The following is a 19,947-nucleotide window of genomic DNA, read 5'->3' on the forward strand; positions in this document are numbered from 1 at the left end:
CCGCTTGATTAGAATAATAGTATAATATATAGAAGAGCCCGAAGCACCCGCTTCGGGCTTTTTGTTTTTCCTCACAGTTAAAACTTTTAGGACACCTTCCTATCACATTTTCCCGAAGCAATTAAATTGTAAGTTAGAACAATTTGCCTTTTGAAAATATCCTTATTTGAGGATTGTCCCCCTTCGGGGGTTCGGGGGCTGATTAATTTGTTAATTATTAATTGTCAATTGTTAATTGAAAAATGGGAAATCTATATATTACCCCCGAAGGTGTCTCTCGCCTTCGCTCTTTGCGTTCTCGCAAGCGCATTGCTCGAACCGATTACGAGAAATATCTGCGCAAATGCTGTGATCGCCATCCTGAATTAGAAAAGCAGAAACGAAACCTGCCTCTGGTACCACTCGAAAAACCTTACCAAAAGGGCTATGTGCGTTTCTTTGTACTCAGGAAAGATGTGCGACAAGGCAAGCAAGCCGACTTTTTCGCTACGCTCTTAGAGAAAATCAACACCTATCAATATGCCGATACGCGTAAGTTTCAGAAGAAGAAAAAGCGCCGTGGCAAGCGTGTCTATGTAGCTCGTAAGCAGGAATTGTACGCTTTTAATCAATGGGAATGGCAAAGAGCCCTTGAAAGGGGAAAGTTCACTGAAAAGGAACGCGCCTATTTTGCGAGGATAGAGTGTTTCAATCGCCAAAAAGACCGTTTTGAAACCTATTACGAGTTTACCGAGGCGTGGCGTTTTGAACTGCGCGTAAAGCCTAATATGATCACCCACTACCGTCCGGTAGATGTAGCCATAGAGCGAGAACTCGCCGAGCTTGATAAGATCATAAATGACCATAAGAACTGGGGGATTATCCATAGCAAAATCTATGGAGGCAGTTATTCGTGGAATCAATTCCAAAAGCGCTATACGCCTAAGGAAAAGTACAAGCGCACCCCGCTGAAAGAAATCGCAGCCCTTAAGTATCACACCTCAGCAATGGAAATCGCTGATATCCTTTTGGAGGTCAATCTTTAATCCCAATCCGACCAGTCTGCCCCATCTGATTTCCTAAAGGGACAAACTAAAAAATACAAAATTTATAAACTTAAAATTCGTGCCTCTTTGCGGATTGCCCCCTCTCTTTCGGAGAAGCCAGCGAGGGCTCACAGCTGGGTATGTGGGAACGGGGAGAGGATTCTTAGAAAAAATGCAAGAAAAAATCATACAAATCACCGCAGGTCGCGGTCCTTTAGAATGCCAATGGGTAGTAGCCAAAGTACTCAAGACTTTCCTGCAAGAAGCTACTCAAGCGGGTATTGACTATACTATTCTCAGCCGAGAGGAAGGTGATGCTAATCTCACTGTAAAATCGGTTACCCTGCAACTCAAAGGCAAGGAATTAGCATCGTTTTTGAAAAGTTGGCTCGGCACCGTTTGCTGGATAGGCAAGAGCACTTTTCGCAAGTTTCACCAGCGCAGCAACTGGTATATAGGCGTTTTTGAACTCGACCAACTCCAACGCCAGACTTTCTCAGAGCGCGATGTACAGTTCCAAACCACTCGCTCGCAAGGCAATGGCGGACAGAATGTGAACAAGGTAAATTCGGCAGTGCGCGCCACCCACCTGCCTACGGGTATCAGCGTATTGGCACAGGATTCGCGTTCGCAGCTGGACAATAAGAAACTCGCCCTTACCCGCCTTAAAGAAAAACTCGCTGAAATAGGGTTTCAGCAACTCGCCGAGCAAGCACAGAGTCATTGGAGCAATCACACCCAAGTGCAACGTGGCAATCCTGTACGCACTTTCAAAGGTACCGATTTCAAAAGCACTTATGTAGAAAAAAGCTATAAGAAAGAACGTGCCGCTGCCAAGAGGGAAATTAGGGAATTTGTCAATTAGCAAATGCTTGTCGTGCTACGACCTTTACCAAAGTTGAAAAGAATTTCAGCAACCCTCCAAGTTATTCTGAGTTTCTCCGAGATATCAGCATCTCTCAAAAAAACAAACTTTATGACAGGAAGAACGTACCAAGACACCCATTTCAACCTTACCATACTCAATGGTTTGCCCATAGAGCAACTCAAGGTATGTGTAAATCCTGATGATGAAAATATCTGTTTAGTTTATCTAAAAGCGGAAGGACAGCCTATTTTTGAATTCTATTTAGAATTGGGCTTTGCTTTCTGTCAATGTTGGAATGAGTATGAAATAGATGAGGACGATGATGACTATCGCTTTGATGACCTTACGGAGGTTTGGCAACTCAAAGGCAAACACATTAGCGCTATTTTTGCCGAAGAAGTAGCCGGAAATAGTGAGATTACCTTTCTTTTGGAAGAAGGTGAAAAGCTCCTGCTCTACTATTGCCCCACAGAAGATAAGAGCTATTTCATTAAGGACAATCAGGTAATTTGCCGATTTGCTAATTTGTCAATGAGTACGTCTCACAACTCGGAGATATTCCAAGTTTCTCCAAGTTTCTCAAGAAAATACTAATAACCCTATTCATTACTATGGAAGAACAAATACAAGAACTTTTAAATAGTATTCCTCAAGGAGTTACTTATACTACCTTTCCTGAAGAACTCGAACTAGAGGATATTTCACAAGAGCGCATTGACGGTCTTAAGGAACTACTTACCCACGAAGATGTTTTTATTGAGCTTTCTGCTGCTAAATTGCTTTGTGCGTGGGGAATAGATGAAGGTTTTAGGGCTTTGATACAACTGTATGAAGCAGGAAAAACCGAAGGTTATTTTACTCATCGTTTGCACGGTTATGAAGGAACCGCAGAACAACTGCTTTGGGTACTATTGTGTTATCAATCTACTAAAGAAGAGATTTCAGAAGAAGCAGGCGAGAAATCCCTCCAACAAATTCGCCCTTATGTAAAACAATTGCTGCAAAAGGTACATAACCCAGAGCAATGGAAAAAATATGTAGAGGGTATTATCAATTGACAAATTATTATGGCAAATTTAAAACTCAAAGGGAAAGACCTCCTCAAGTTAGGCTTCCCGAATAATCAATCTATCAATGTAGCGTTAGAAGTGATGAAGCGCAATTACGCTACTAAAAACTTGGCGTATGTAAAATCCGTACTCGAAGATATTTTAAAAAATCCAGCGCAGTACGAAGGACATCTTACTTTTGGTCAGATAGCCGAAGCGTTGCTTTCGTCTACCAAAACCGAAAAACGACAGCTCAACGCTACCCGTGCCCCTTATCACATCTTTGGCGACGACATCACCGAAGAGGCAAAAACGCAACTCTACACCGCTCTCAAGCTCCCTATTTCGGTAGGCGGAGCCCTAATGCCTGATGCCCATAGTGGCTATGGATTGCCTATAGGGGGCGTATTAGCGGTAGAGAATGCCGTGATTCCTTATGGCGTAGGCTTGGACATTGGTTGTCGTATGTGCCTCAGTATCTTGGATATCCCTGTATCCTACCTTTCGGGCGCGCGCGATAAGTACGAGAAAGCCCTTGCCGAGCATACGAAGTTCGGGATGTACGAAACCCACAAATCGCACATAGAACACGAGATTTTCGACCGCGATACTTTTTCGCTTATCCCTATCCTCAAACGATTGAAAGATAAGGCAATCAAGCAGATGGGTACTTCGGGCAGTGGCAATCACTTTGTGGAGTTTGGCGAGGTAGAACTCTTGGCAGACGACCCACAGATAGGTTTGCCCAAAGGAAAATATCTCGGTATACTTTCGCATAGCGGGTCGCGTGGTTTTGGTGCTGAAATCGCTCAGTATTACGTACGCGTAGCAGCCGAACAATGTCCGCTACCCAAAGAAGCCCAACAGTTTGCGTGGCTCGACCTCTCGACCCACTTAGGGTTAGAGTATTGGACGGCTATGAACCTCGCTGGTGATTACGCTTCTGCCTGCCACGACGATATCCACCGCCGACTCATTCGCGCTGTGGGCGGTCGATTAAGAGCGCGCATCGAGAACCACCACAATTTTGCGTGGAAAGAAATTCACGATGGCAAAGAAGTAGTAGTACACCGCAAAGGAGCGACCCCAGCAGAGGAAGGGGTATTAGGTATTATTCCCGCCTCGATGACCGATGCCGGTTATATCGTGCGGGGCAAAGGCAATGCCCAGAGTTTTAGTTCGGCTTCACACGGTGCAGGGCGCGCTTTCTCGCGCAATGAGAGCAAGAACCGCTTTACCAACTCCGATATTAAAAAAGCTCTCAAAGCCAAAGATATCACCCTCATCGGAGGCAATGCCGAAGAAGCTCCTATGGCGTATAAAAACATAGAAACCGTAATGGCTTCCCAAAGCGATTTAGTAGATATCATCGGTACTTTCCAGCCACGCATTGTGCGAATGGACAAGTAATCAGTTATTTTTGAATTATGTTATGATATAGGGGCGTTTTGCAAAACGCCCCTATAAATAGAACTTTTTGGATAGTTTTTATTTGCTTATATGCTAATTATCTTGTATCTTTGCCAAAAATAGAAAATATTATGCCTTATACAGTTACCATTACCGATAACAATCCACAAGCACTACACCTTGTGAGATATCTTAAAACACTTGATTTTGTAAAAGTTACAAAGCAAAAAGAACCTAAGTACTCTCAGGAAGTGTTGGACGCTTCTAAAATATTAAAAATGACCCCTGAGGAAATAGTAGAAGCTGCTAAAGAAGAAGAAATGACCCCTGAGGATTACGCGTTTGTGATGACAATCTCTAAGAAGATAAATCACAATATAGCTAAACGTTGGGATGAACACTTTAATATTTAATATGATATGATTATCATTGCCGACAGTAACATTTTTATGAGTGCTCTTATAAACCCCTCTGGTCATAAAGCTTTAATATTGGCTGAAAGGAAAAAGGTTACGGACATTTCTTTATTTCTACAGAAGAATTGAGTGAACATCTCTACAAAAAATAAAACCTCTAATTTACTTATTTTCAGTTGAAGAAACGCTCCTCTCACATAAAGGATATGCTATATGTTTTGTTGCTTCCGCTGCTTTTCATTGGTATATTGTTTAGTCGCTTTTTTGATAAGATGGACGAAAAAATACATATTCGCACTATACTCGCTTGGATATTCTCGCCCATTACTGCCCTATATATAACGTCAGTTCAATATAACAGAACATTGATTTACAGCTTTGTAACATAATATATTCACAAAATAATTCACCGTCAGGTGAAAATTCGTGAGATAATAAAAAAATAAAAACTTTTATACACTCCCAATTTCGTGAAAATTCGTGTAATTCGTGGGAAATTAAAAATATTTTACTGATTGTTAAATAATTACTTACGACGAACTCACGTTATATATAGGGTTGCGATGGATAGTGAAAAAACTTTTTGGACAAAGCAAATTCTAATAGTAAGACTTTTTTGATAAGAAAAATTGTTTTTCTATGTATTTTTTATACCTTTGTCATTAAATAATAAATACGTTTAATTAAAAAAAAAATATGAAAAAGTATTTAGCAGAAATGTTTGGCACTATGGTGCTCGTTTTAATGGGATGTGGTGTAGCTGTGAGCTTAGGTTGCACAAATGCTGATCCTTCAACAGTAATTGGTACAGCGTTAGCTTTTGGTTTATCGGTTGTAGCAATGGCTTATACCATAGGAGGCGTTTCAGGATGCCATATCAATCCAGCCATTACGTTGGGAGTATTCCTTTCAGGAAGAATGAATGGCAAGGATGCTGTGGGGTATATGATCTCACAGGTTATTGGAGCGCTAATTGGTTCAACGCTTTTGTTTGTTTTGACCTCTAATGCAGGTTTAACAGGCACTGGTGCTAATGATTTGCAGGATGCAAATGTAACTGTTTTAGGCGGTCTGTTGGCAGAGATTATTTTCACTTGCGTGTTTGTGCTCATCGTTTTAGGAGCAACATCAAAAGAAAATGGTGAAACCAACAAATTTGCTGGCTTAGCTATTGGTTTAGGTTTAGTACTTATCCACTTGGCTTGTATTCGTTATACAGGAACTTCAGTGAATCCTGCGCGTAGTATTGCTCCAGCTCTCTATGCTGGTGGCTCTGCTTTAGAACATCTTTGGATTTTCATTGTAGGTCCATTTATTGGTGCTTGTTGCGCTGCAGGTATTTGGAAAGTGATTGAAACCAAAAAATAAGAATTGTTTAGGTTTTATAAAAAAACAAGGTGTCACAAACACCTTGTTTTTTTATGTCATCAATTTGATAATTATCAAATAATACGTACCTTTGCCCTTTCAAAACTTTTCACTAAAATATATGGCAAAAGAAACCCCCTTAATGAAGCAGTACAATCAGATAAAAAGCAAATATCCTGATGCTTTACTGCTGTTTAGGGTAGGCGATTTCTACGAAACCTTCGGTGAAGATGCCGTAAAAGCCGCTCATACCCTCGACATTGTGCTCACCAATCGCAACAACGGTACCGAGCGCAGTGAATTGGCGGGTTTTCCTTACCATTCAATCAATACCTATCTCCCCAAGCTCGTAAAAGCGGGCTACCGCGTGGCAATATGCGACCAGTTGGAAGACCCTAAACTCGTGAAAGGCATCGTAAAACGAGGCGTTACCGAACTCGTTACCCCAGGAGTTGCCCTCAACGACGATATATTGCAAAGCAAGAGCAACAACTTCTTAGCCTCAGTATGGTTGGGTAAACAAAGTTGCGGTGCTGCATTCCTCGATGTTTCTACGGGTGAGTTCTTGGTAGCGCAAGGCGATAAAACTTATATCGATAAGCTCTTACAGAACTTCCGCCCCAGCGAACTGCTCGTTGCTAAACACCAAAAAAAGGAATTCGCCGAGCATTTTGGCGACGACTTTCACTGTTTCTACTTGGAAGATTGGGTCTTTAAAGACGATTACGCCCAGCAGGTACTCACCAAACACTTCCAAACCAACTCTCTCAAAGGCTTTGGCGTAGACGAACTCACCGAAGCGATTCTTACCGCAGGGGCTATTCTCTATTACTTATCCGAAACCCAACACCATCAACTGCAACACATTACTGCCATTCAGCGCATCGCTGAAGAGGCTTATGTATGGCTCGACAAGTTCACCATTCGCAATTTGGAACTCTATGCGGGCAATACCACCCCCTCGGTGAGTTTGCTCGATGTGATTGATAAAACGCTATCGCCTATGGGCAGTCGTACCCTCAAACGCTGGTTGGCGTTACCGCTGAAAAAGTTAGACAAAATCCGTCAGCGTCACGAGGTGGTCGATTACTTTTTGAAACACATCGATGTATTAGAGCAGGTGAAAACTGCCCTCAGTCGTATGGGTGACATCGAACGACTGATTTCTAAGGTCGCTACCCTGAAAATCAATCCGCGAGAGGTAGTGCAATTGCGCGCTTCCTTGGAACATATCCCCCTGATAAAACAGTTGTGTTTGGCTTCTGCCAATGAATCGCTTACCCTTTTGGGCGACAAGCTCCACAGTTGTGAACAGCTTAGCGCACGCATCGCCGAAACACTTAGTGAAGATGCCCCTGTGAACATCGCCAAAGGCAATGCTATCGCCAAAGGTTTTTCGGCAGAATTGGACGAACTACGCGGACTCTCGCATTCGGGCAAAAGTTATTTAGACGATTTGCTCTTGCGCGAAAGCCAGCGCACAGGTATTCCTTCTCTGAAAATAGATAACAACAACGTGTTTGGCTACTATATCGAAGTGCGCAACACTCATAAAGATAAAGTCCCGCCTGATTGGATACGCAAGCAAACCCTTGTGAATGCCGAGCGTTATATCACCGGAGAACTCAAAGAATACGAAGCTAAAATATTAGGTGCTGAAGAAAAAATCGCTCAGTTAGAGCAATCGCTATACGCCGAACTGATTGCTTTTATCAGTGAGTATATTGGTCAGGTACAAACGAACGCTACCCTTATCGGTCAGCTGGATTGCCTCTGTGGTTTTGCTACTTTGGCGATGGAAAACAACTATCACCGCCCCGAGATGAACGAGGGGTACGCCATTGACATTAAGGATGGTCGTCACCCTGTGATTGAAAAGCAATTGCCCGTAGGTACGCCCTACATCGCCAACGATGTGTATTTAGACCGTGAACGCCAGCAAATCATAATGATTACCGGACCTAATATGTCGGGTAAATCGGCTATCCTGCGGCAAACTGCCCTGATAGTCCTCTTGGCGCAAATAGGCAGTTTTGTGCCTGCTGCTACTGCTCAATTAGGTATAGTCGATAAGATATTCACTCGCGTAGGAGCAAGCGACAATATCTCTATGGGCGAATCTACTTTTATGGTCGAGATGAACGAAGCAGCCCTTATTTTGAACAACATTTCCGATAGAAGTTTGGTGCTCTTGGACGAAATCGGACGTGGTACTAGCACTTACGACGGTATTTCCATAGCGTGGGCAATCGCCGAATATTTGCACGAACACCCCAGCAAAGCCAAAACCCTTTTTGCGACCCACTATCACGAACTCAACGAGATGAGTGAGCAGTTCGAGCGCATCAAGAATTACAATGTATCGGTAAAAGAAACCAAAGACAGCGTGCTTTTCTTGCGCAAACTCACCGAGGGTGGTTCAGCGCACAGTTTTGGGATACACGTAGCGAAGATGGCAGGGATGCCCCAATATGTGATTCAGAAGGCGAATAAAATGCTTAAAAAGCTCGAAGAGAGTCATAATGTAATTCCTACTTCCGAAGTGGTTAAAAACGCCCAAAAAGAAATGCAATTGAGCTTCTTTGATATGAACGATCCACTCTTAGAAGCCCTAAAAGACGATTTACTCAGTCTCGACATCAACACCCTCACCCCCGTAGAGGCACTGATGAAACTCAACGAAATGCGTAAGCGAATTAGCTAATTAACAAATATGAAAATTAGCAAATGAGTAGTATCACTACACTTTGTCAAAGTCTATAATTACACTAATCCCTGAAACCTAAAATCTAATTATTATGCGATTTTTTAGATATTCATTGCTTTTATATAATGCACTCTCTGCTATAGGAATTTTCTTATTAGTGATAGCAGGATTTTTCTATGCAATTCTTATTTTAAGTATTCCTTTATATGCTACCTATAGAGCCTTTACTGATAAAGACCCTGTGATCAGGAAGAGATATACCTTTTCTGCTATTGCTAGTGCTATTACTTTCTTTTTAATAGGAATTCTCGCCCTTATGATTTCCAAAGGTATTCAAAAAGATAGAGAAGAACAGAGATTGCAACAACTACAAGAGTCTGTTAGGTAATTAGTAAATGACGAGTTACGAATGACGAATCACGAGTAGCCTCGCTACACTTTGGCAAAGTCTCTATGCCCTAACCCCTGAAACCTAAAAATAAATAATAAAAATGAAAAAAATAATTCACACACTTTGTACAGGCGTATTTGCCCTGTTTACCATTATCGGATGTTCTAAATCTGATGATAACGACAGCAAAAAGGACAAGGATAAAAATGGTATCGAAGTTACAAACTTCAACATTCCTAAGGAAGCTAAAGCCATTTTGCCCGACAAAACTCTTACCGAAATGGTTGCTAACGGAATGACCATTCACGAAGGAACTAATCCGCCTAATATCGAGGGTATCTATTTGCTCGACAACCTCAAATTCCTTTACACCAGTGACCCCGACGATCATTACTTTACCAAAGGACAACCAGCTGCCGATTATAAATATAAGTTTTATGATCAACAAGGAGTAAAGGTGAAATCGAATTACAAAGTACTGAAATTTGGTGTGTTTGACACAGCTACAGGCTCTGGTGCTATCATTTCAGGTAGCGGTAACAAGTTCACCGTTTTCCTAAGCCACGCTGCTAATACAGAAGGTGTAAAGAATAACGATATAACTCTAATTTCAGGGGAACTCACATCTCAAGGTATTAAGAATTTGGTTTATGTGCTAACAGTTACTCAAAAAGATGACAGTAACAATAAAATAATGAAGGTAGGTACCTATCGCATTTTCATTCACTACGAAAGTATCGCTCAAAAACAAACAACATATTAAATATCAAAAAGATATAGTGAGGTGTTGTATTGAATATTGTACATTTGCCTCCAATTTTTAAAAATAAACAAATTAAGGTGTCAAAATAATTTCATATATTTGCACTCTGAAAATTAATGTATTATGGAATTACTTAAGGGACAAAGCCTCTTAGAGTTTACTGAACGCTTTAAAACAGACTTAGATTGCGAAGAATATCTAGCTTCCTTTAACAAATTAATGAAAAGAATTGTAGAACGTTCTCCCGTTTCCCAAAGTCAATTAGTATGTAGCTAAATAGACACCTCAAAAAATTTTTTCTAATTATTTTTGAGATTTCTTTGCAAAATACGAAAATTATTACTATATTCGCAGAAAACCATATTATTATGAACGAAAAAAGAAATATCAAGCAAAAAATTAATTTGTTTATAGGTTCCATAGGAGCCTTTATAGGAGTGGCGGTATTTGTAGCCTATATTCCTCAAATTATGGCCAACTTAGAGGGGCACAAAGCACAACCTTGGCAACCTTTGTTTGCAGCGGGGTCTTGTCTTATCTGGGTGGTGTATGGCTGGACAAAAGAGCCTAAGCCAGATTATATTCTCATTATCCCCAATTTGGTAGGGGTAGTTTTAGGATTCTTAACTTTTATTACTTCGCTTTAAAGCTACTTGTATGTTTTTGCTTTGTCCTTAAAAGCAAAAACGATCACTAATCCCTACTTTGGAATAATTTGAGGTGTCAAAATAATTTCATATATTTTCACTCTGAAAATTAATGTATTATGGAATTATTTAAGAGACAAAGCCTCTTAGAGTTTACTGAACGCTTTAAAACAGACTTAGATTGCGAAGAATATCTAGCTTCTTTAAAGTGGGAAGATGGATATTGCTGTCGCAAATTACGAGATATATATTCTTGGGTTTCAGAATTTAACTTAGACCGCTATTTAGCGGAATACAGTTTTAGAATCAATCGCTCACAGAGCAAAGAGACTATCTTTAACAAATTAATGAAAAGATTGCTTGAAAGAGAACCTATTTTCCAACCTCTGTTAATATGCCATTAACTTGACACCTCAATTAAAATATTCAGATGGTAAAGATTTATTATTTTATTTCAGCGTGTTTATTGTTGTTTTCTTGCAATAATAACAATACCCAAGTATCATCTTCTGATGATATTAGAGATACTATTTCCTCTATCAAAAGAGATACCATAGTAGAAAAAGATACAATTGCACCAATTCAAGTGCCTAAAGAAGAAACTGATGAAGCTACAAAGATGATTTTAGAATTTTATGACAAGTATATCAGGCTGCAAGATAAAATGCTTTGTCATGATTGTCAAGAAGAATTGATAAGAATTAAGAAAAGATATTTATCAAGTAAATTAATAAAAAAAAATAGAGCCCACTGAAGATAGAGATATAGATTATATTGTAAATGCCCAAGATGTTTTCATAGAATGGTTGGACTCTATTAAGGTAAAGAAAATAAATTCAAAAAGATATAATGTGTATCTTTTTAACTTTTATGATAACAGATATGATAGCATACAATTAAAAGTTGCTAAAAAGAAAGACAGGTACATCATTGATGACATTATATTTTAAAATATTCAGATGGTAAAGTATTTTCATATATTTGCACTCTGAAAATTAATGTATTATGGAATTATTTAAGGGACAAAGCCTCTTAGAACAGACTTAGATTGCGAAGAATATCTAGCTTCTTTAAAGTGGGAAGATGGATATTGCTGTCGCAAATTACGAGGTATATATTCTTGGGTATCAGAATTTAACATAGACCGATATTTAGCTGAGTACAGTTTTAGAATTAATCGTTCACAAAATAAAGATACTATCTTTAACAAATTAATGAAAAGATTGATTGAAAGAAAACCTATTTTCCAATCTCAGTTGGTATGCCCTTAACTTGACACCTCAAAAATATTAAATAATAATAAAAATGAAAAAAACAATTTACACACTTTGCGCAGGCGTATTTGCCCTGCTTACCATTATCGGATGTTCTAAATCTGATGACAATAATGGAGAAGAGAAAAAACAAGTAAAAACTAGTAATTTCAATATTCCTAAGGAAGCTAAAGCTATCATTCCTGAGAAGTTTATAGGAGAAATGGCTGCCAACGGAATGACCATCAACGAGGGGACTAACCCGCCTAATATCGAAGGTATTTTTGCTACGGGCAAATTGGAACTGACCTACATAAGTTCAGAAGACAATGGTTATCCGATAGGGAAACAGATTGAAGGCTATCGCTATAAGTTTTACAACCAAAAAGGAACAAAGCTAAAAGCTGATTATGTACACGAAAGCCTTCTAAGTGATGATAGAGCCTCAGGTAAAGGCGTAATCATTTCGGGGTCAGGCAGTAAGTTTACTGCTTATTTGCAGCTAACGGGGTCTCTTTTGGGGGCTACTTACACACAGGTAGCCGTGTATTCGGGAGAGATGACAGCGAATGGCGTGAAAGATTTTCAATGGGCGCTTTGTTTGGTTGACAAGAAAGATGACACCTTGAATAAGTTGATGCCTATAGGCGGTATGCGTATTTGGGTTGATACGAGCAAATTGGCGACAAAGAAGAAGAACTTCCCTTACGGCGACTAATAAACAACAAATAAAAAAACTTCTCATCAAGAGAAGTTTTTTTTATTTTTAAGGAGCCTTATACTCCATTGCTCTAAGGGCTGCCAATTCTTTTTCGGTAATTCTTTTATAGGTAGTGGTAGAAGGTTTTTTGTTTCCATCTACATCTATATACGCACCCTCTATCACAAGTTTACCCTCAGTAATGGTAAAAGTGGTAGTGCCATTTTTGGTTGTAAAGGTATTCCCTGAAAGTGTATAAGGCAAGAGCTCTTGCTTTTCATAGCCGCAATTGCCATTTCTCTTCTTAAACGAAAGAAGTTCTATTGTCTTTTCAGTAAAAACAACCGTTTCTTTTATTGTACATTCTGAGACTGAAATTGGTTTCCCATCTATGGTAGACGATTCCATTTGCCACACTCCTATAATTTCAGAAGACTTTTGAGGAGGTGTTGGTATGTCATTATCCTTTATAATTTCAGGAGATTTTTCAGGAGGTGTGGGTGTGTCATTATCCTTGCTTCCACAAGAAGTTACAAGTGTTGTGAGTGCTATAAAAGCACCTAATAAAATTTTTTTCATATCCGTTGTGAATTTTTAGTTAGAAAGTACAAAAGTAAGAACTATTTGTCAATTAGGCAATTCATCAGTTAGTTTTTTACAACATTGGATGTTTTCTTATCAAAAAAAAGTAACTTTTGAGTGAAAATAATCCTATATCGATTATATTTCGGCACTTTGGCAGTAGCACCAGTGTCTGTTAAATTGTTGTTAAAAGATTTGGAAGTGTTGTATTGGAAATTGTACATTTGCCTCCGATTTTTTTTAAAGAAACAAAAATGAAAAGAACAATCTACGCACTTTGCACAGTGGTATGTGCATTATTTGTAATGACTTCCTGCTCAAAATCAGATGATGATAAAGGAGGCAATGGTGGAATTGTAAATAATAATTTCTCTTCTGAGGTAACAGCCGTTGCTTCTAAGGAAACTATCCAAAAAATGGCTGCTGGTAAAGCTACTATCTATGGAGGTACCACCCCTCCTGAGGTTAAACTTCCTTCTGGGTTCCTTTTTCATACAGGAGAAATAGTGCTTAGCCATACTACTCTTGGAGATAAAGATCCTATCATAAACAAAGTTCAAGATGGATTTTTTTATAGATTTTACAATCAGAATGGCTCTAAACTAAAAGTAGATTATTTCAACCAATCAGGAAGAACCTATGCAGCTAATGGTGTAGATGCAGTTATCTCAGGAGAAGGAAATAAGTTTACTATTTTCTTTCTCAATAAAGAAAGAGATTTAGTTGCCCTTTCAGGTGAATTTACTGGAGATGCAATAAAGGATTTTCAACAATCAGTTATTAATAAAGTAGAAGAGCCTATAGGAACAGTACGCGTTTTCAAAAGCAAAAGTGGCTATGCCGAAAGTACACGTGAATTCTAATGAGTAAATTTGCTAATTAGTAAATAAATAAAAAACTTCTCTTTATCTAAAAATAAAGGGAAGTTTTTTTATATCTATCCCCTGATCCCTGATCCCTGACACCTGATCCCTGATCCCTGACACCTGATCCCTGACACCTGACCCCTGACCCCTGTCCCCTGACACCTAATACCTTACAAAACCCCTTTTCTCCTCGCGATGTTAATCGCTTCTATAAGGCTTTCGGCATTGAACTTTTCTCGTATATTTTGTCGGTGTCTATTCACTGTGTAAGTGCTGATGAAGAGTTTTTCTGCTATTTCCTTGCTCGAAAAACCTTGAGAGGCAAGTGTGAGTATTTCCTTCTCCCGCGGGGTAAGCGCAAAAGCGTCCTCTTCTTCTATTTTTATAGGGATAATCTCCCCCGTTATACAGTGTTTCATTTGCACCCTTACCGGCAAATTCTCCGATTGGTCAGGGGCAATTTCTATAATGCCTAAGGCGAGGTAATTATCGTCAGTAACTTCCAAGAGTTGCACCTCGTTAGTCACCCGCCCATAAGTGCCATCGGTTGCCATTCCGCGATAGTCGTAAATGTATTTGTAGTGCACTTGTTCTTCTTTGGGTAAGGACGATAGAAACTCGTAAATCTTCTCATCTATGAGCTCTTTCATCTCCAAATCATCGGGGTGAATGCGTTGTTTTAGCGGATAATCTTGTATTTCGTTGCTGTCGTTTTGAGGAATATCGTCGTAACCAAAGAGTTTAAACTTATCGGAAATAAAATAGAAATGCTCGTTTTTATCTACTATAAAAACAGCATTATTCCCTATTTTTGCAAGCATTTTGGCATAAGGGATATACTTCTGTGCCAAGATTTCCATAGAGGCTGAGGTGCTCATCGTCAATTAAAAATGGTTATTTTTGCGTATTGCCACACTTGCGCAACCGCCGTAATTTTGCCCCAAAATTAATAATTATTTCTCAAAGATGAAAAATTACAACAGTATTATTATAGGCAGTGGCTTGGGCGGACTCATCACCGGAGCTACTTTGGCACTCTGGGGCAAGAAGGTAATTGTGCTCGAACAACACTACATCGCTGGCGGTTGTGCCACCGCTTTCAAACGCAAAGATTACTTGATGGAAGTAGGGTTGCACGAAATCGACGGACTCCACGAAACCGACCCTAAACGTCCTATCTTAGAACTTTTAGGGGTGTTTGAGGAAGTAGAATTTCTAAAAGTACCCGAATTCTACCATTTGAAGAAGCAAAACTTCCAGTGTACTCTACATCACGGGGCAGAAGCCAAAGAAAAACTCATTGCCGATTTTCCTGATAGTAAAGTCGAAATCGAGCGTTATTTTCGACTCATCAATAGGCTTTACACCGAAATGCGCCGACTCCCCCGTAGCAAATGGCTCAATATATTGCTCTACCCGCTGATGCCTTTCTTGATTCCCACGATCATCAAAACTTCTACAATGAACACAGGTGATTGGCTTGATGCAAATATCAAAAATGAAGCGCTCAAAAACGTGCTTACAGCTAATTTAGGTTATTATACTGATGACCCTTATAACCTCTCACTGATGTACTTCCTGATGGCACAAGGTAGCTATCTAAACGGAGGGGGCAACTTTGTAAAAGGGGGTTCGCAATCGCTGTCTAACTACTTGGTGCGATTTATTGAAAAGCGTGGCGGACAAGTGCTTACGGGTAAATTTGTAGAAGAGATTTTGGTGGAAAACAACCAAGCGGTGGGGGTGAGCTATCGCGATACGTTCAACACTTCGGCAGCTAAGCAATCGCTCTATGCCGATACTGTGGTCGCCAATGCCGCCCAACCTATAGTCGCCCAGATGCTCCCCGAGCCTTATCGCTCTAAATTAGCACAAAAGGTAGCACCTTTAGAACTCGCCTGTTCCTTGCTCACCATTTATTTAGGTTTCAATACCGATTTGAAAAAATTCGGCGTAAACCACTATTCTACCATCATTCAAGGTCAAAACGACTATAAACTGAAAGATGTAAAAGCCGATTCGCAAGGTAATTGGGCTCAAAAATCATTTACTTTTGTGAATTACGGAATACTAGATGCTCAGTTAGCTCCTGAGGGAAAGACGGTAGGAGTAATTTGTGCCATTGATTACCTCAAAGAATGGGAAGGACTCAGCGAAGCGGAATATCAGCAGAAGAAAGAAAGAGTCGCACAGTTGTTTTTAGCGCGTTTAGAAGCTGAATTTCCCACTATTCTTGATTACTTGGAGTATTATGAGGTAGCGACTGCCAAAACGATAAAAAGATACACTTTAAACCCGCAGGGCACCCCCTATGGCTATGTGCAATCGGTGAAACAAACTTATCCTAAACGTGATAAGCTCACCACTTCACCGCTGAAAAACTTGTACTTTGCTTCAGCTTGGGCGCCTTCAGGTGGGGGATATTCAGGGGCGATTTACAGCGGTTTTATGACGGCAAACAAGATGAAAACCCAAGTGAAATGGCGTAACTACGCACCCTCAACGCTCACCGATGAACGCTGTGTAAAACTCTTAGCCAAAGACTTCATCGCCGATAATACTATCTTGCTCACTTTTGAAAAACCTAAAGATTTGGCGTATAAAGCAGGGCAGTATGCCGTTTTGCGCCTCGATAACCCTCGTTATACCGCATTGGATATACCTTTGCGTCCGCTTTCAATGGTTTCTCATCCTAAAGATGACACATTGCAATTTGCAATGCGCCTCAGCGATAGCAGTTTTAAGAAGAGTGTTGCCGCAATGGCGATAGGTGATACTGCTACGATATTCGCTCCTATGGGTAATTTCACTCTTAAAGCAGAAAATAAACGCATCGTGTTCCTCGCCTCAGGTATTGGCATTACCCCCGTACTCCCGATGCTGAAAACCTTAGCACAACAGCAATTTGCAGGTGAAGTAGTAGTGTTTTACTCCAATAAAACCAAAACCTCAGCCGCTTTTCACAGCGAATTACAACACAGCACTTTGGCTAACTATAGCTATCTGCCCGTGTTCACCGCCACCCAAAAGCGCCTCAACGCTGCTTTCTTAAAGGAGCATCTCCACACCCTCACCGATTGTGAGTATTACATCGTGGGAACCCATAGCTTTACCAAAGCAATGCAGGAACTCCTTCTCAACGAAAAAGTCCCTGCAGAGTTTATTTTTAAAGATGATTTTGGTTCAGCTTCTTAACGCCTTATTACCTAGAGCCAAGAAGCCTTAGGCTCTAGGTCTTACCAACCTTTATCCTCAGTACTGTGCACTCTCCATTCTTGATAGCCATTAATAAGCCATTCTTTTGTGCTGATATCATACTTTATTACTTGATAGCTTAGTGGATTGTTTTCATCTTTATAGAAAAGATAAATATTACCATCTCCACGAATATTCAAAGCGCGAATATCTTTTAAGTAACCGTAATACACAAATCTATCTTTTTCTTTAAGGAGTTTATGTTTTACAAATTGGTTTTTAATTTCTTTAGAAAGATTTTCTTTTTCAAACGAGGAGTAAAAGTTTCGGTTTCTGCAATTTGAAAGTTTTGCCATAGCGAACCTGAGAAATCAGAATTATTAAGAGAAACGTTGATACATTCACCTTTACCAATGAGTTTGATACCGCGAAAATCTTGTAAGTCATCGTCTATTGTAGTACCAAAAGGAGACACACTAAGGTTTTGAGTTGCTGTAAGCACCTCTTGCAAAGTGAGATAGATATCCCAACGTTTTTTGAGTTTTATGGGTGTTGCCATAGGATTAATTTGCTAATTTGCTAATTTGCTAATTTTTCTTATCTTTCCAAACATCGGGATTGAAGTAGTAAGTAAGTCCTACTTGGTAGACTACATTTTTAGGTTCGTAGCGGAAAGGGTATTCACGCGTATAATCATCTTTTGTAACACTCCATCGTCCACCTTTGATACGTGCTTCAAGAGAAAGTTGTGGATTGAGGTATATTTCAAGTCCCATAAATCCAGCGATGTCCATCATACGTTGGTCGGGGATTTGAGCATCCTTGCTTAGAGCAAAATCAAGAGAGCCTCCGCAATCTAAGCGCATTCCTTTAAAGAATCTAAAACTCATTACATACCCCACTGATAGATAAGGGATAGAGTAGGAAGTGTTGATACCTTTTTCGGAGTATTTGTATTTACTACCTTGACCTGAGTAGGTGAGCTCAAATTTACCTGCAAGAAATTCGTATACATAGTCGGTATAGACAAATCCGAAGTAAGGTTTTTGAACGGGATCGTAATCACCATCACCTCTGAAAGAAAGGTTAGCAAAGTTTATTCCACCTTTAGCACTCAAGGTACTATAGCGCAACCAATCATTTTGTGCTTGTGTGGTAAGGCTTAAGAGCAAAAACAAAGAAGTGATATATTTCATAGTTGATTTACTAATTAGCTAATTATAGGGCAAAAGTAGAGTATAATTCGCAAATGAGCAAATTTGCACGAGCTACAAGCTCTATTTATAGTAGGCACGAGCTACAAGCTCGCGCCAGCGGGGGAATGCCTCGTTAGCGGTGCCTACCACCGAACATTTCTATCCGCTATTGGTTGCCCTTGGTGCCGCAGGAAAAGAGCGAAAAGTTACTGTATGGAATGAGTACAGAGAATTGGGGAGTATGTTGATGACCTCCTATTTGTTTGAGTAGTAACAGACTTTTTGAATATCTTTTCTATTTCTGAAATATCCATATTATATACAACAGAAAGAGTTTTCTCTATTGTTACCATTTGTGCAACAGCTTGTTGCATAAATGTATCTTTCTGTTTTTCAATACGCTGTACTTGAGTATGTTCTATAATGGTTATTCTCTATTTTTGATGATAAATACGTCATTACGATAGTAAGTATTGTGAGCGAACAAAGCAAATTTCAATTGTGGGTGAGTATAGACATCGTATTTCCCACAATTTTCCAAAATACCTCCGTACATCTGAAAGTAATTGGTCTTATCTTTCATTACATTTGTATGGCGAATAGGACTATTATAGATACTTTCTTTGTTTTTAAGACCAAAAGTTTGTCCGTTTACTTGTAGTGTAAAGAAGAAGATACCATTTTTCCAAGTGGTAAGATAAGATCCAGAACCACCGCCAATATTAGACCCCCAATCACCATCCCTTTCTTCTACTTTAAAATATTCAGGGATAATTTTATCGCGCTTTTTACTTTTCTCTTTGGGCATAAACTCTCTTTTATCACGTGAGAAGATGCTAATACATTTTCCTTCTTGTAGTTCTTTTTCATCAGAGTCTTCCCCCCAACCATATTTTAGATGTAAAATATGATAATAGTACATATTTTCAGGAAAATAGCTCCATTTATTATCTTTAAAAAAGTAAAAGTTACCATCTACAAAATCGTAATAAGGCGATTTACCTTTTATCTCTGTTAAGTAAAAGTTATACTGAGCTTCTTCATCCCACTCTTCAGAATGAGGAACTAATTCCATTGCTTTAAACGACTTATCGCCGTCTATTAACCAAGAACAATAACGTTTCCCCTTAAAATCCATAAGATAATCTCCATAAAATCCATCTAAAAGACTTTCTGTACCATCTGATTGTTTGGTTTCTATTTTATCAATAACATTTGCATAAACGTCATACTTTAAGTAACCTAAGGGGTTGTCATCACCTACGATAAGTTCATTTTTTTGATTGACAAAAGCACCTCTCATCATTTTAAATTTCACCATAGTATTTCCTTCATAAGAAATAGAATCTTGATGAATATCCGCATATTTTTTGTACTTTGAAGGTAAGATTGCATCGGAAATTCTTTTCTCAACAGCATTGGTTAAAGAACATCCTACTAAAATATATACCACAAATACAATTCCTACGATTAAAAAGCATATTTTTAACATCATTCTTATTTTAAAATTG

The 19,947-nt window shown here is 39.4% G+C and carries 21 protein-coding genes and 4 pseudogenes; 19 read left to right on the forward strand and 6 right to left on the reverse strand.

Features of this window, described 5'->3' with window-relative positions; all coding sequences use genetic code 11:
- The first annotated feature begins 242 nt into the window (after positions 1–242).
- The 16 genes and pseudogenes from JMN12_RS07595 (at position 243) to JMN12_RS07665 (ending at position 12,615) form a co-directional block, all read left to right on the forward strand.
- Complete coding sequence (locus JMN12_RS07595) at positions 243–1,025, forward strand: hypothetical protein (protein WP_203138370.1); 783 nt, start codon at positions 243–245, stop codon at positions 1,023–1,025.
- A gap of 172 nt (positions 1,026–1,197) precedes the next feature.
- The gene (gene prfH / locus JMN12_RS07600; protein ID WP_203081012.1) at positions 1,198–1,890 is read left to right on the forward strand and encodes a peptide chain release factor H; all 693 of its coding nucleotides are present in this window, start codon (positions 1,198–1,200) and stop codon (positions 1,888–1,890) included.
- Positions 1,891–2,001: 111 nt separating this feature from the next.
- Positions 2,002–2,487, forward strand: a complete 486-nt coding sequence (locus tag JMN12_RS07605) for a hypothetical protein (RefSeq protein ID WP_203138372.1) — start codon at positions 2,002–2,004, stop codon at positions 2,485–2,487.
- Between the two features lie 17 nt (positions 2,488–2,504).
- Positions 2,505–2,951 (forward strand): hypothetical protein, encoded by a 447-nt coding sequence (locus JMN12_RS07610; RefSeq protein ID WP_203081010.1) that lies wholly within the window; start codon positions 2,505–2,507, stop codon positions 2,949–2,951.
- A gap of 9 nt (positions 2,952–2,960) precedes the next feature.
- A complete protein-coding gene (locus JMN12_RS07615; protein ID WP_203081009.1) occupies positions 2,961–4,352 on the forward strand; it encodes an RtcB family protein in 1,392 nt (463 codons plus the stop codon).
- A 131-nt stretch (positions 4,353–4,483) separates the two neighbouring features.
- On the forward strand, positions 4,484–4,765 hold the full coding sequence (locus tag JMN12_RS07620; protein ID WP_034555482.1) for a hypothetical protein: 282 nt from the start codon (positions 4,484–4,486) through the stop codon (positions 4,763–4,765).
- Between the two features lie 699 nt (positions 4,766–5,464).
- On the forward strand, positions 5,465–6,136 hold the full coding sequence (locus tag JMN12_RS07625) for an MIP/aquaporin family protein (RefSeq protein WP_088593261.1): 672 nt from the start codon (positions 5,465–5,467) through the stop codon (positions 6,134–6,136).
- A gap of 121 nt (positions 6,137–6,257) precedes the next feature.
- Positions 6,258–8,840, forward strand: coding sequence for a DNA mismatch repair protein MutS (gene mutS / locus JMN12_RS07630; protein ID WP_203081008.1), 2,583 nt, complete (start codon positions 6,258–6,260; stop codon positions 8,838–8,840).
- 94 nt (positions 8,841–8,934) lie between these two features.
- A complete protein-coding gene (locus JMN12_RS07635) occupies positions 8,935–9,231 on the forward strand; it encodes a preprotein translocase subunit SecG (RefSeq protein ID WP_088593263.1) in 297 nt (98 codons plus the stop codon).
- A 103-nt stretch (positions 9,232–9,334) separates the two neighbouring features.
- Positions 9,335–9,997: a hypothetical protein gene (locus tag JMN12_RS07640; RefSeq protein ID WP_203138376.1), complete on the forward strand. Its 663-nt coding sequence runs from the start codon at positions 9,335–9,337 to the stop codon at positions 9,995–9,997.
- A gap of 368 nt (positions 9,998–10,365) precedes the next feature.
- The gene (locus tag JMN12_RS07645) at positions 10,366–10,644 is read left to right on the forward strand and encodes a SemiSWEET family transporter (protein WP_002666358.1); all 279 of its coding nucleotides are present in this window, start codon (positions 10,366–10,368) and stop codon (positions 10,642–10,644) included.
- 119 nt (positions 10,645–10,763) lie between these two features.
- Positions 10,764–10,880, forward strand: a pseudogene (locus tag JMN12_RS15575) (IS1595 family transposase); the annotation flags it as partial.
- Positions 10,881–11,048 (forward strand): annotated as a pseudogene (locus JMN12_RS15580) (IS1595 family transposase); the annotation flags it as partial.
- Between the two features lie 26 nt (positions 11,049–11,074).
- Positions 11,075–11,594: pseudogene (locus tag JMN12_RS07655) on the forward strand (DUF3828 domain-containing protein).
- Between the two features lie 153 nt (positions 11,595–11,747).
- A pseudogene (locus JMN12_RS07660) lies at positions 11,748–11,915 on the forward strand (IS1595 family transposase); the annotation flags it as partial.
- A gap of 34 nt (positions 11,916–11,949) precedes the next feature.
- Entirely contained in the window at positions 11,950–12,615 is a 666-nt protein-coding gene (locus tag JMN12_RS07665; protein WP_203081004.1) for a hypothetical protein, read from the forward strand.
- A gap of 48 nt (positions 12,616–12,663) precedes the next feature.
- Here the strand turns inward: JMN12_RS07665 and JMN12_RS07670 are convergent, their stop codons facing one another.
- Complete coding sequence (locus tag JMN12_RS07670; protein ID WP_238423847.1) at positions 12,664–13,176, reverse strand: lipocalin family protein; 513 nt, start codon at positions 13,174–13,176, stop codon at positions 12,664–12,666.
- 257 nt (positions 13,177–13,433) lie between these two features.
- Here JMN12_RS07670 and JMN12_RS07675 point away from each other — a divergent pair, with 257 nt between their 5' ends.
- Positions 13,434–14,042 (forward strand): hypothetical protein, encoded by a 609-nt coding sequence (locus JMN12_RS07675; RefSeq protein WP_203081003.1) that lies wholly within the window; start codon positions 13,434–13,436, stop codon positions 14,040–14,042.
- A gap of 173 nt (positions 14,043–14,215) precedes the next feature.
- On the opposite strand, the gene JMN12_RS07680 is transcribed toward JMN12_RS07675, so the two are convergent.
- Positions 14,216–14,923: a helix-turn-helix transcriptional regulator gene (locus JMN12_RS07680; RefSeq protein ID WP_203138378.1), complete on the reverse strand. Its 708-nt coding sequence runs from the start codon at positions 14,921–14,923 to the stop codon at positions 14,216–14,218.
- 88 nt (positions 14,924–15,011) lie between these two features.
- Between JMN12_RS07680 and JMN12_RS07685 the strand changes: the two genes are divergently transcribed.
- The gene (locus tag JMN12_RS07685) at positions 15,012–17,240 is read left to right on the forward strand and encodes an FAD-dependent oxidoreductase (protein WP_203138384.1); all 2,229 of its coding nucleotides are present in this window, start codon (positions 15,012–15,014) and stop codon (positions 17,238–17,240) included.
- Positions 17,241–17,281: 41 nt separating this feature from the next.
- On the opposite strand, the gene JMN12_RS07690 is transcribed toward JMN12_RS07685, so the two are convergent.
- From JMN12_RS07690 to JMN12_RS07700, 3 genes are read right to left on the reverse strand one after another with little or no spacing between them, the layout of a single operon-like run.
- Positions 17,282–17,473 (reverse strand): hypothetical protein, encoded by a 192-nt coding sequence (locus JMN12_RS07690; RefSeq protein ID WP_203138385.1) that lies wholly within the window; start codon positions 17,471–17,473, stop codon positions 17,282–17,284.
- 32 nt (positions 17,474–17,505) lie between these two features.
- Positions 17,506–17,799 carry a hypothetical protein gene (locus tag JMN12_RS07695; protein WP_238423848.1) on the reverse strand — a complete coding sequence of 98 codons (294 nt, stop codon included), beginning with the start codon at positions 17,797–17,799 and terminating at the stop codon, positions 17,506–17,508.
- 28 nt (positions 17,800–17,827) lie between these two features.
- Positions 17,828–18,436, reverse strand: a complete 609-nt coding sequence (locus JMN12_RS07700; protein ID WP_009413053.1) for a hypothetical protein — start codon at positions 18,434–18,436, stop codon at positions 17,828–17,830.
- Positions 18,437–18,575: 139 nt separating this feature from the next.
- Between JMN12_RS07700 and JMN12_RS15475 the strand changes: the two genes are divergently transcribed.
- Entirely contained in the window at positions 18,576–18,707 is a 132-nt protein-coding gene (locus tag JMN12_RS15475) for a hypothetical protein (RefSeq protein WP_262896519.1), read from the forward strand.
- A 156-nt stretch (positions 18,708–18,863) separates the two neighbouring features.
- On the opposite strand, the gene JMN12_RS07705 is transcribed toward JMN12_RS15475, so the two are convergent.
- Positions 18,864–19,931, reverse strand: coding sequence for a hypothetical protein (locus JMN12_RS07705; RefSeq protein ID WP_203083638.1), 1,068 nt, complete (start codon positions 19,929–19,931; stop codon positions 18,864–18,866).
- Positions 19,932–19,947 lie beyond the last annotated feature (16 nt).

This window comes from Capnocytophaga genosp. AHN8471, from assembly GCF_016806945.1.
Lineage (GTDB): Bacteria > Bacteroidota > Bacteroidia > Flavobacteriales > Flavobacteriaceae > Capnocytophaga > Capnocytophaga periodontitidis.

Excerpts from the sequence above, each read along its gene's own strand:
- JMN12_RS07595 (WP_203138370.1), top strand. The coding sequence starts at position 243 with ATGGGAAATCTATATATTACCCCCGAAGGTGTCTCTCGCCTTCGCTCT.
- prfH (WP_203081012.1), top strand. The coding sequence starts at position 1,198 with ATGCAAGAAAAAATCATACAAATCACCGCAGGTCGCGGTCCTTTAGAA.
- JMN12_RS07605 (WP_203138372.1), top strand. The coding sequence starts at position 2,002 with ATGACAGGAAGAACGTACCAAGACACCCATTTCAACCTTACCATACTC.
- JMN12_RS07610 (WP_203081010.1), top strand. The coding sequence starts at position 2,505 with ATGGAAGAACAAATACAAGAACTTTTAAATAGTATTCCTCAAGGAGTT.
- JMN12_RS07615 (WP_203081009.1), top strand. The coding sequence starts at position 2,961 with ATGGCAAATTTAAAACTCAAAGGGAAAGACCTCCTCAAGTTAGGCTTC.
- JMN12_RS07620 (WP_034555482.1), top strand. The coding sequence starts at position 4,484 with ATGCCTTATACAGTTACCATTACCGATAACAATCCACAAGCACTACAC.
- JMN12_RS07625 (WP_088593261.1), top strand. The coding sequence starts at position 5,465 with ATGAAAAAGTATTTAGCAGAAATGTTTGGCACTATGGTGCTCGTTTTA.
- mutS (WP_203081008.1), top strand. The coding sequence starts at position 6,258 with ATGGCAAAAGAAACCCCCTTAATGAAGCAGTACAATCAGATAAAAAGC.
- JMN12_RS07635 (WP_088593263.1), top strand. The coding sequence starts at position 8,935 with ATGCGATTTTTTAGATATTCATTGCTTTTATATAATGCACTCTCTGCT.
- JMN12_RS07640 (WP_203138376.1), top strand. The coding sequence starts at position 9,335 with ATGAAAAAAATAATTCACACACTTTGTACAGGCGTATTTGCCCTGTTT.
- JMN12_RS07645 (WP_002666358.1), top strand. The coding sequence starts at position 10,366 with ATGAACGAAAAAAGAAATATCAAGCAAAAAATTAATTTGTTTATAGGT.
- JMN12_RS07665 (WP_203081004.1), top strand. The coding sequence starts at position 11,950 with ATGAAAAAAACAATTTACACACTTTGCGCAGGCGTATTTGCCCTGCTT.
- JMN12_RS07670 (WP_238423847.1), bottom strand. The coding sequence starts at position 13,176 with ATGAAAAAAATTTTATTAGGTGCTTTTATAGCACTCACAACACTTGTA.
- JMN12_RS07675 (WP_203081003.1), top strand. The coding sequence starts at position 13,434 with ATGAAAAGAACAATCTACGCACTTTGCACAGTGGTATGTGCATTATTT.
- JMN12_RS07680 (WP_203138378.1), bottom strand. The coding sequence starts at position 14,923 with ATGAGCACCTCAGCCTCTATGGAAATCTTGGCACAGAAGTATATCCCT.
- JMN12_RS07685 (WP_203138384.1), top strand. The coding sequence starts at position 15,012 with ATGAAAAATTACAACAGTATTATTATAGGCAGTGGCTTGGGCGGACTC.
- JMN12_RS07695 (WP_238423848.1), bottom strand. The coding sequence starts at position 17,799 with ATGGCAACACCCATAAAACTCAAAAAACGTTGGGATATCTATCTCACT.
- JMN12_RS07700 (WP_009413053.1), bottom strand. The coding sequence starts at position 18,436 with ATGAAATATATCACTTCTTTGTTTTTGCTCTTAAGCCTTACCACACAA.
- JMN12_RS07705 (WP_203083638.1), bottom strand. The coding sequence starts at position 19,931 with ATGATGTTAAAAATATGCTTTTTAATCGTAGGAATTGTATTTGTGGTA.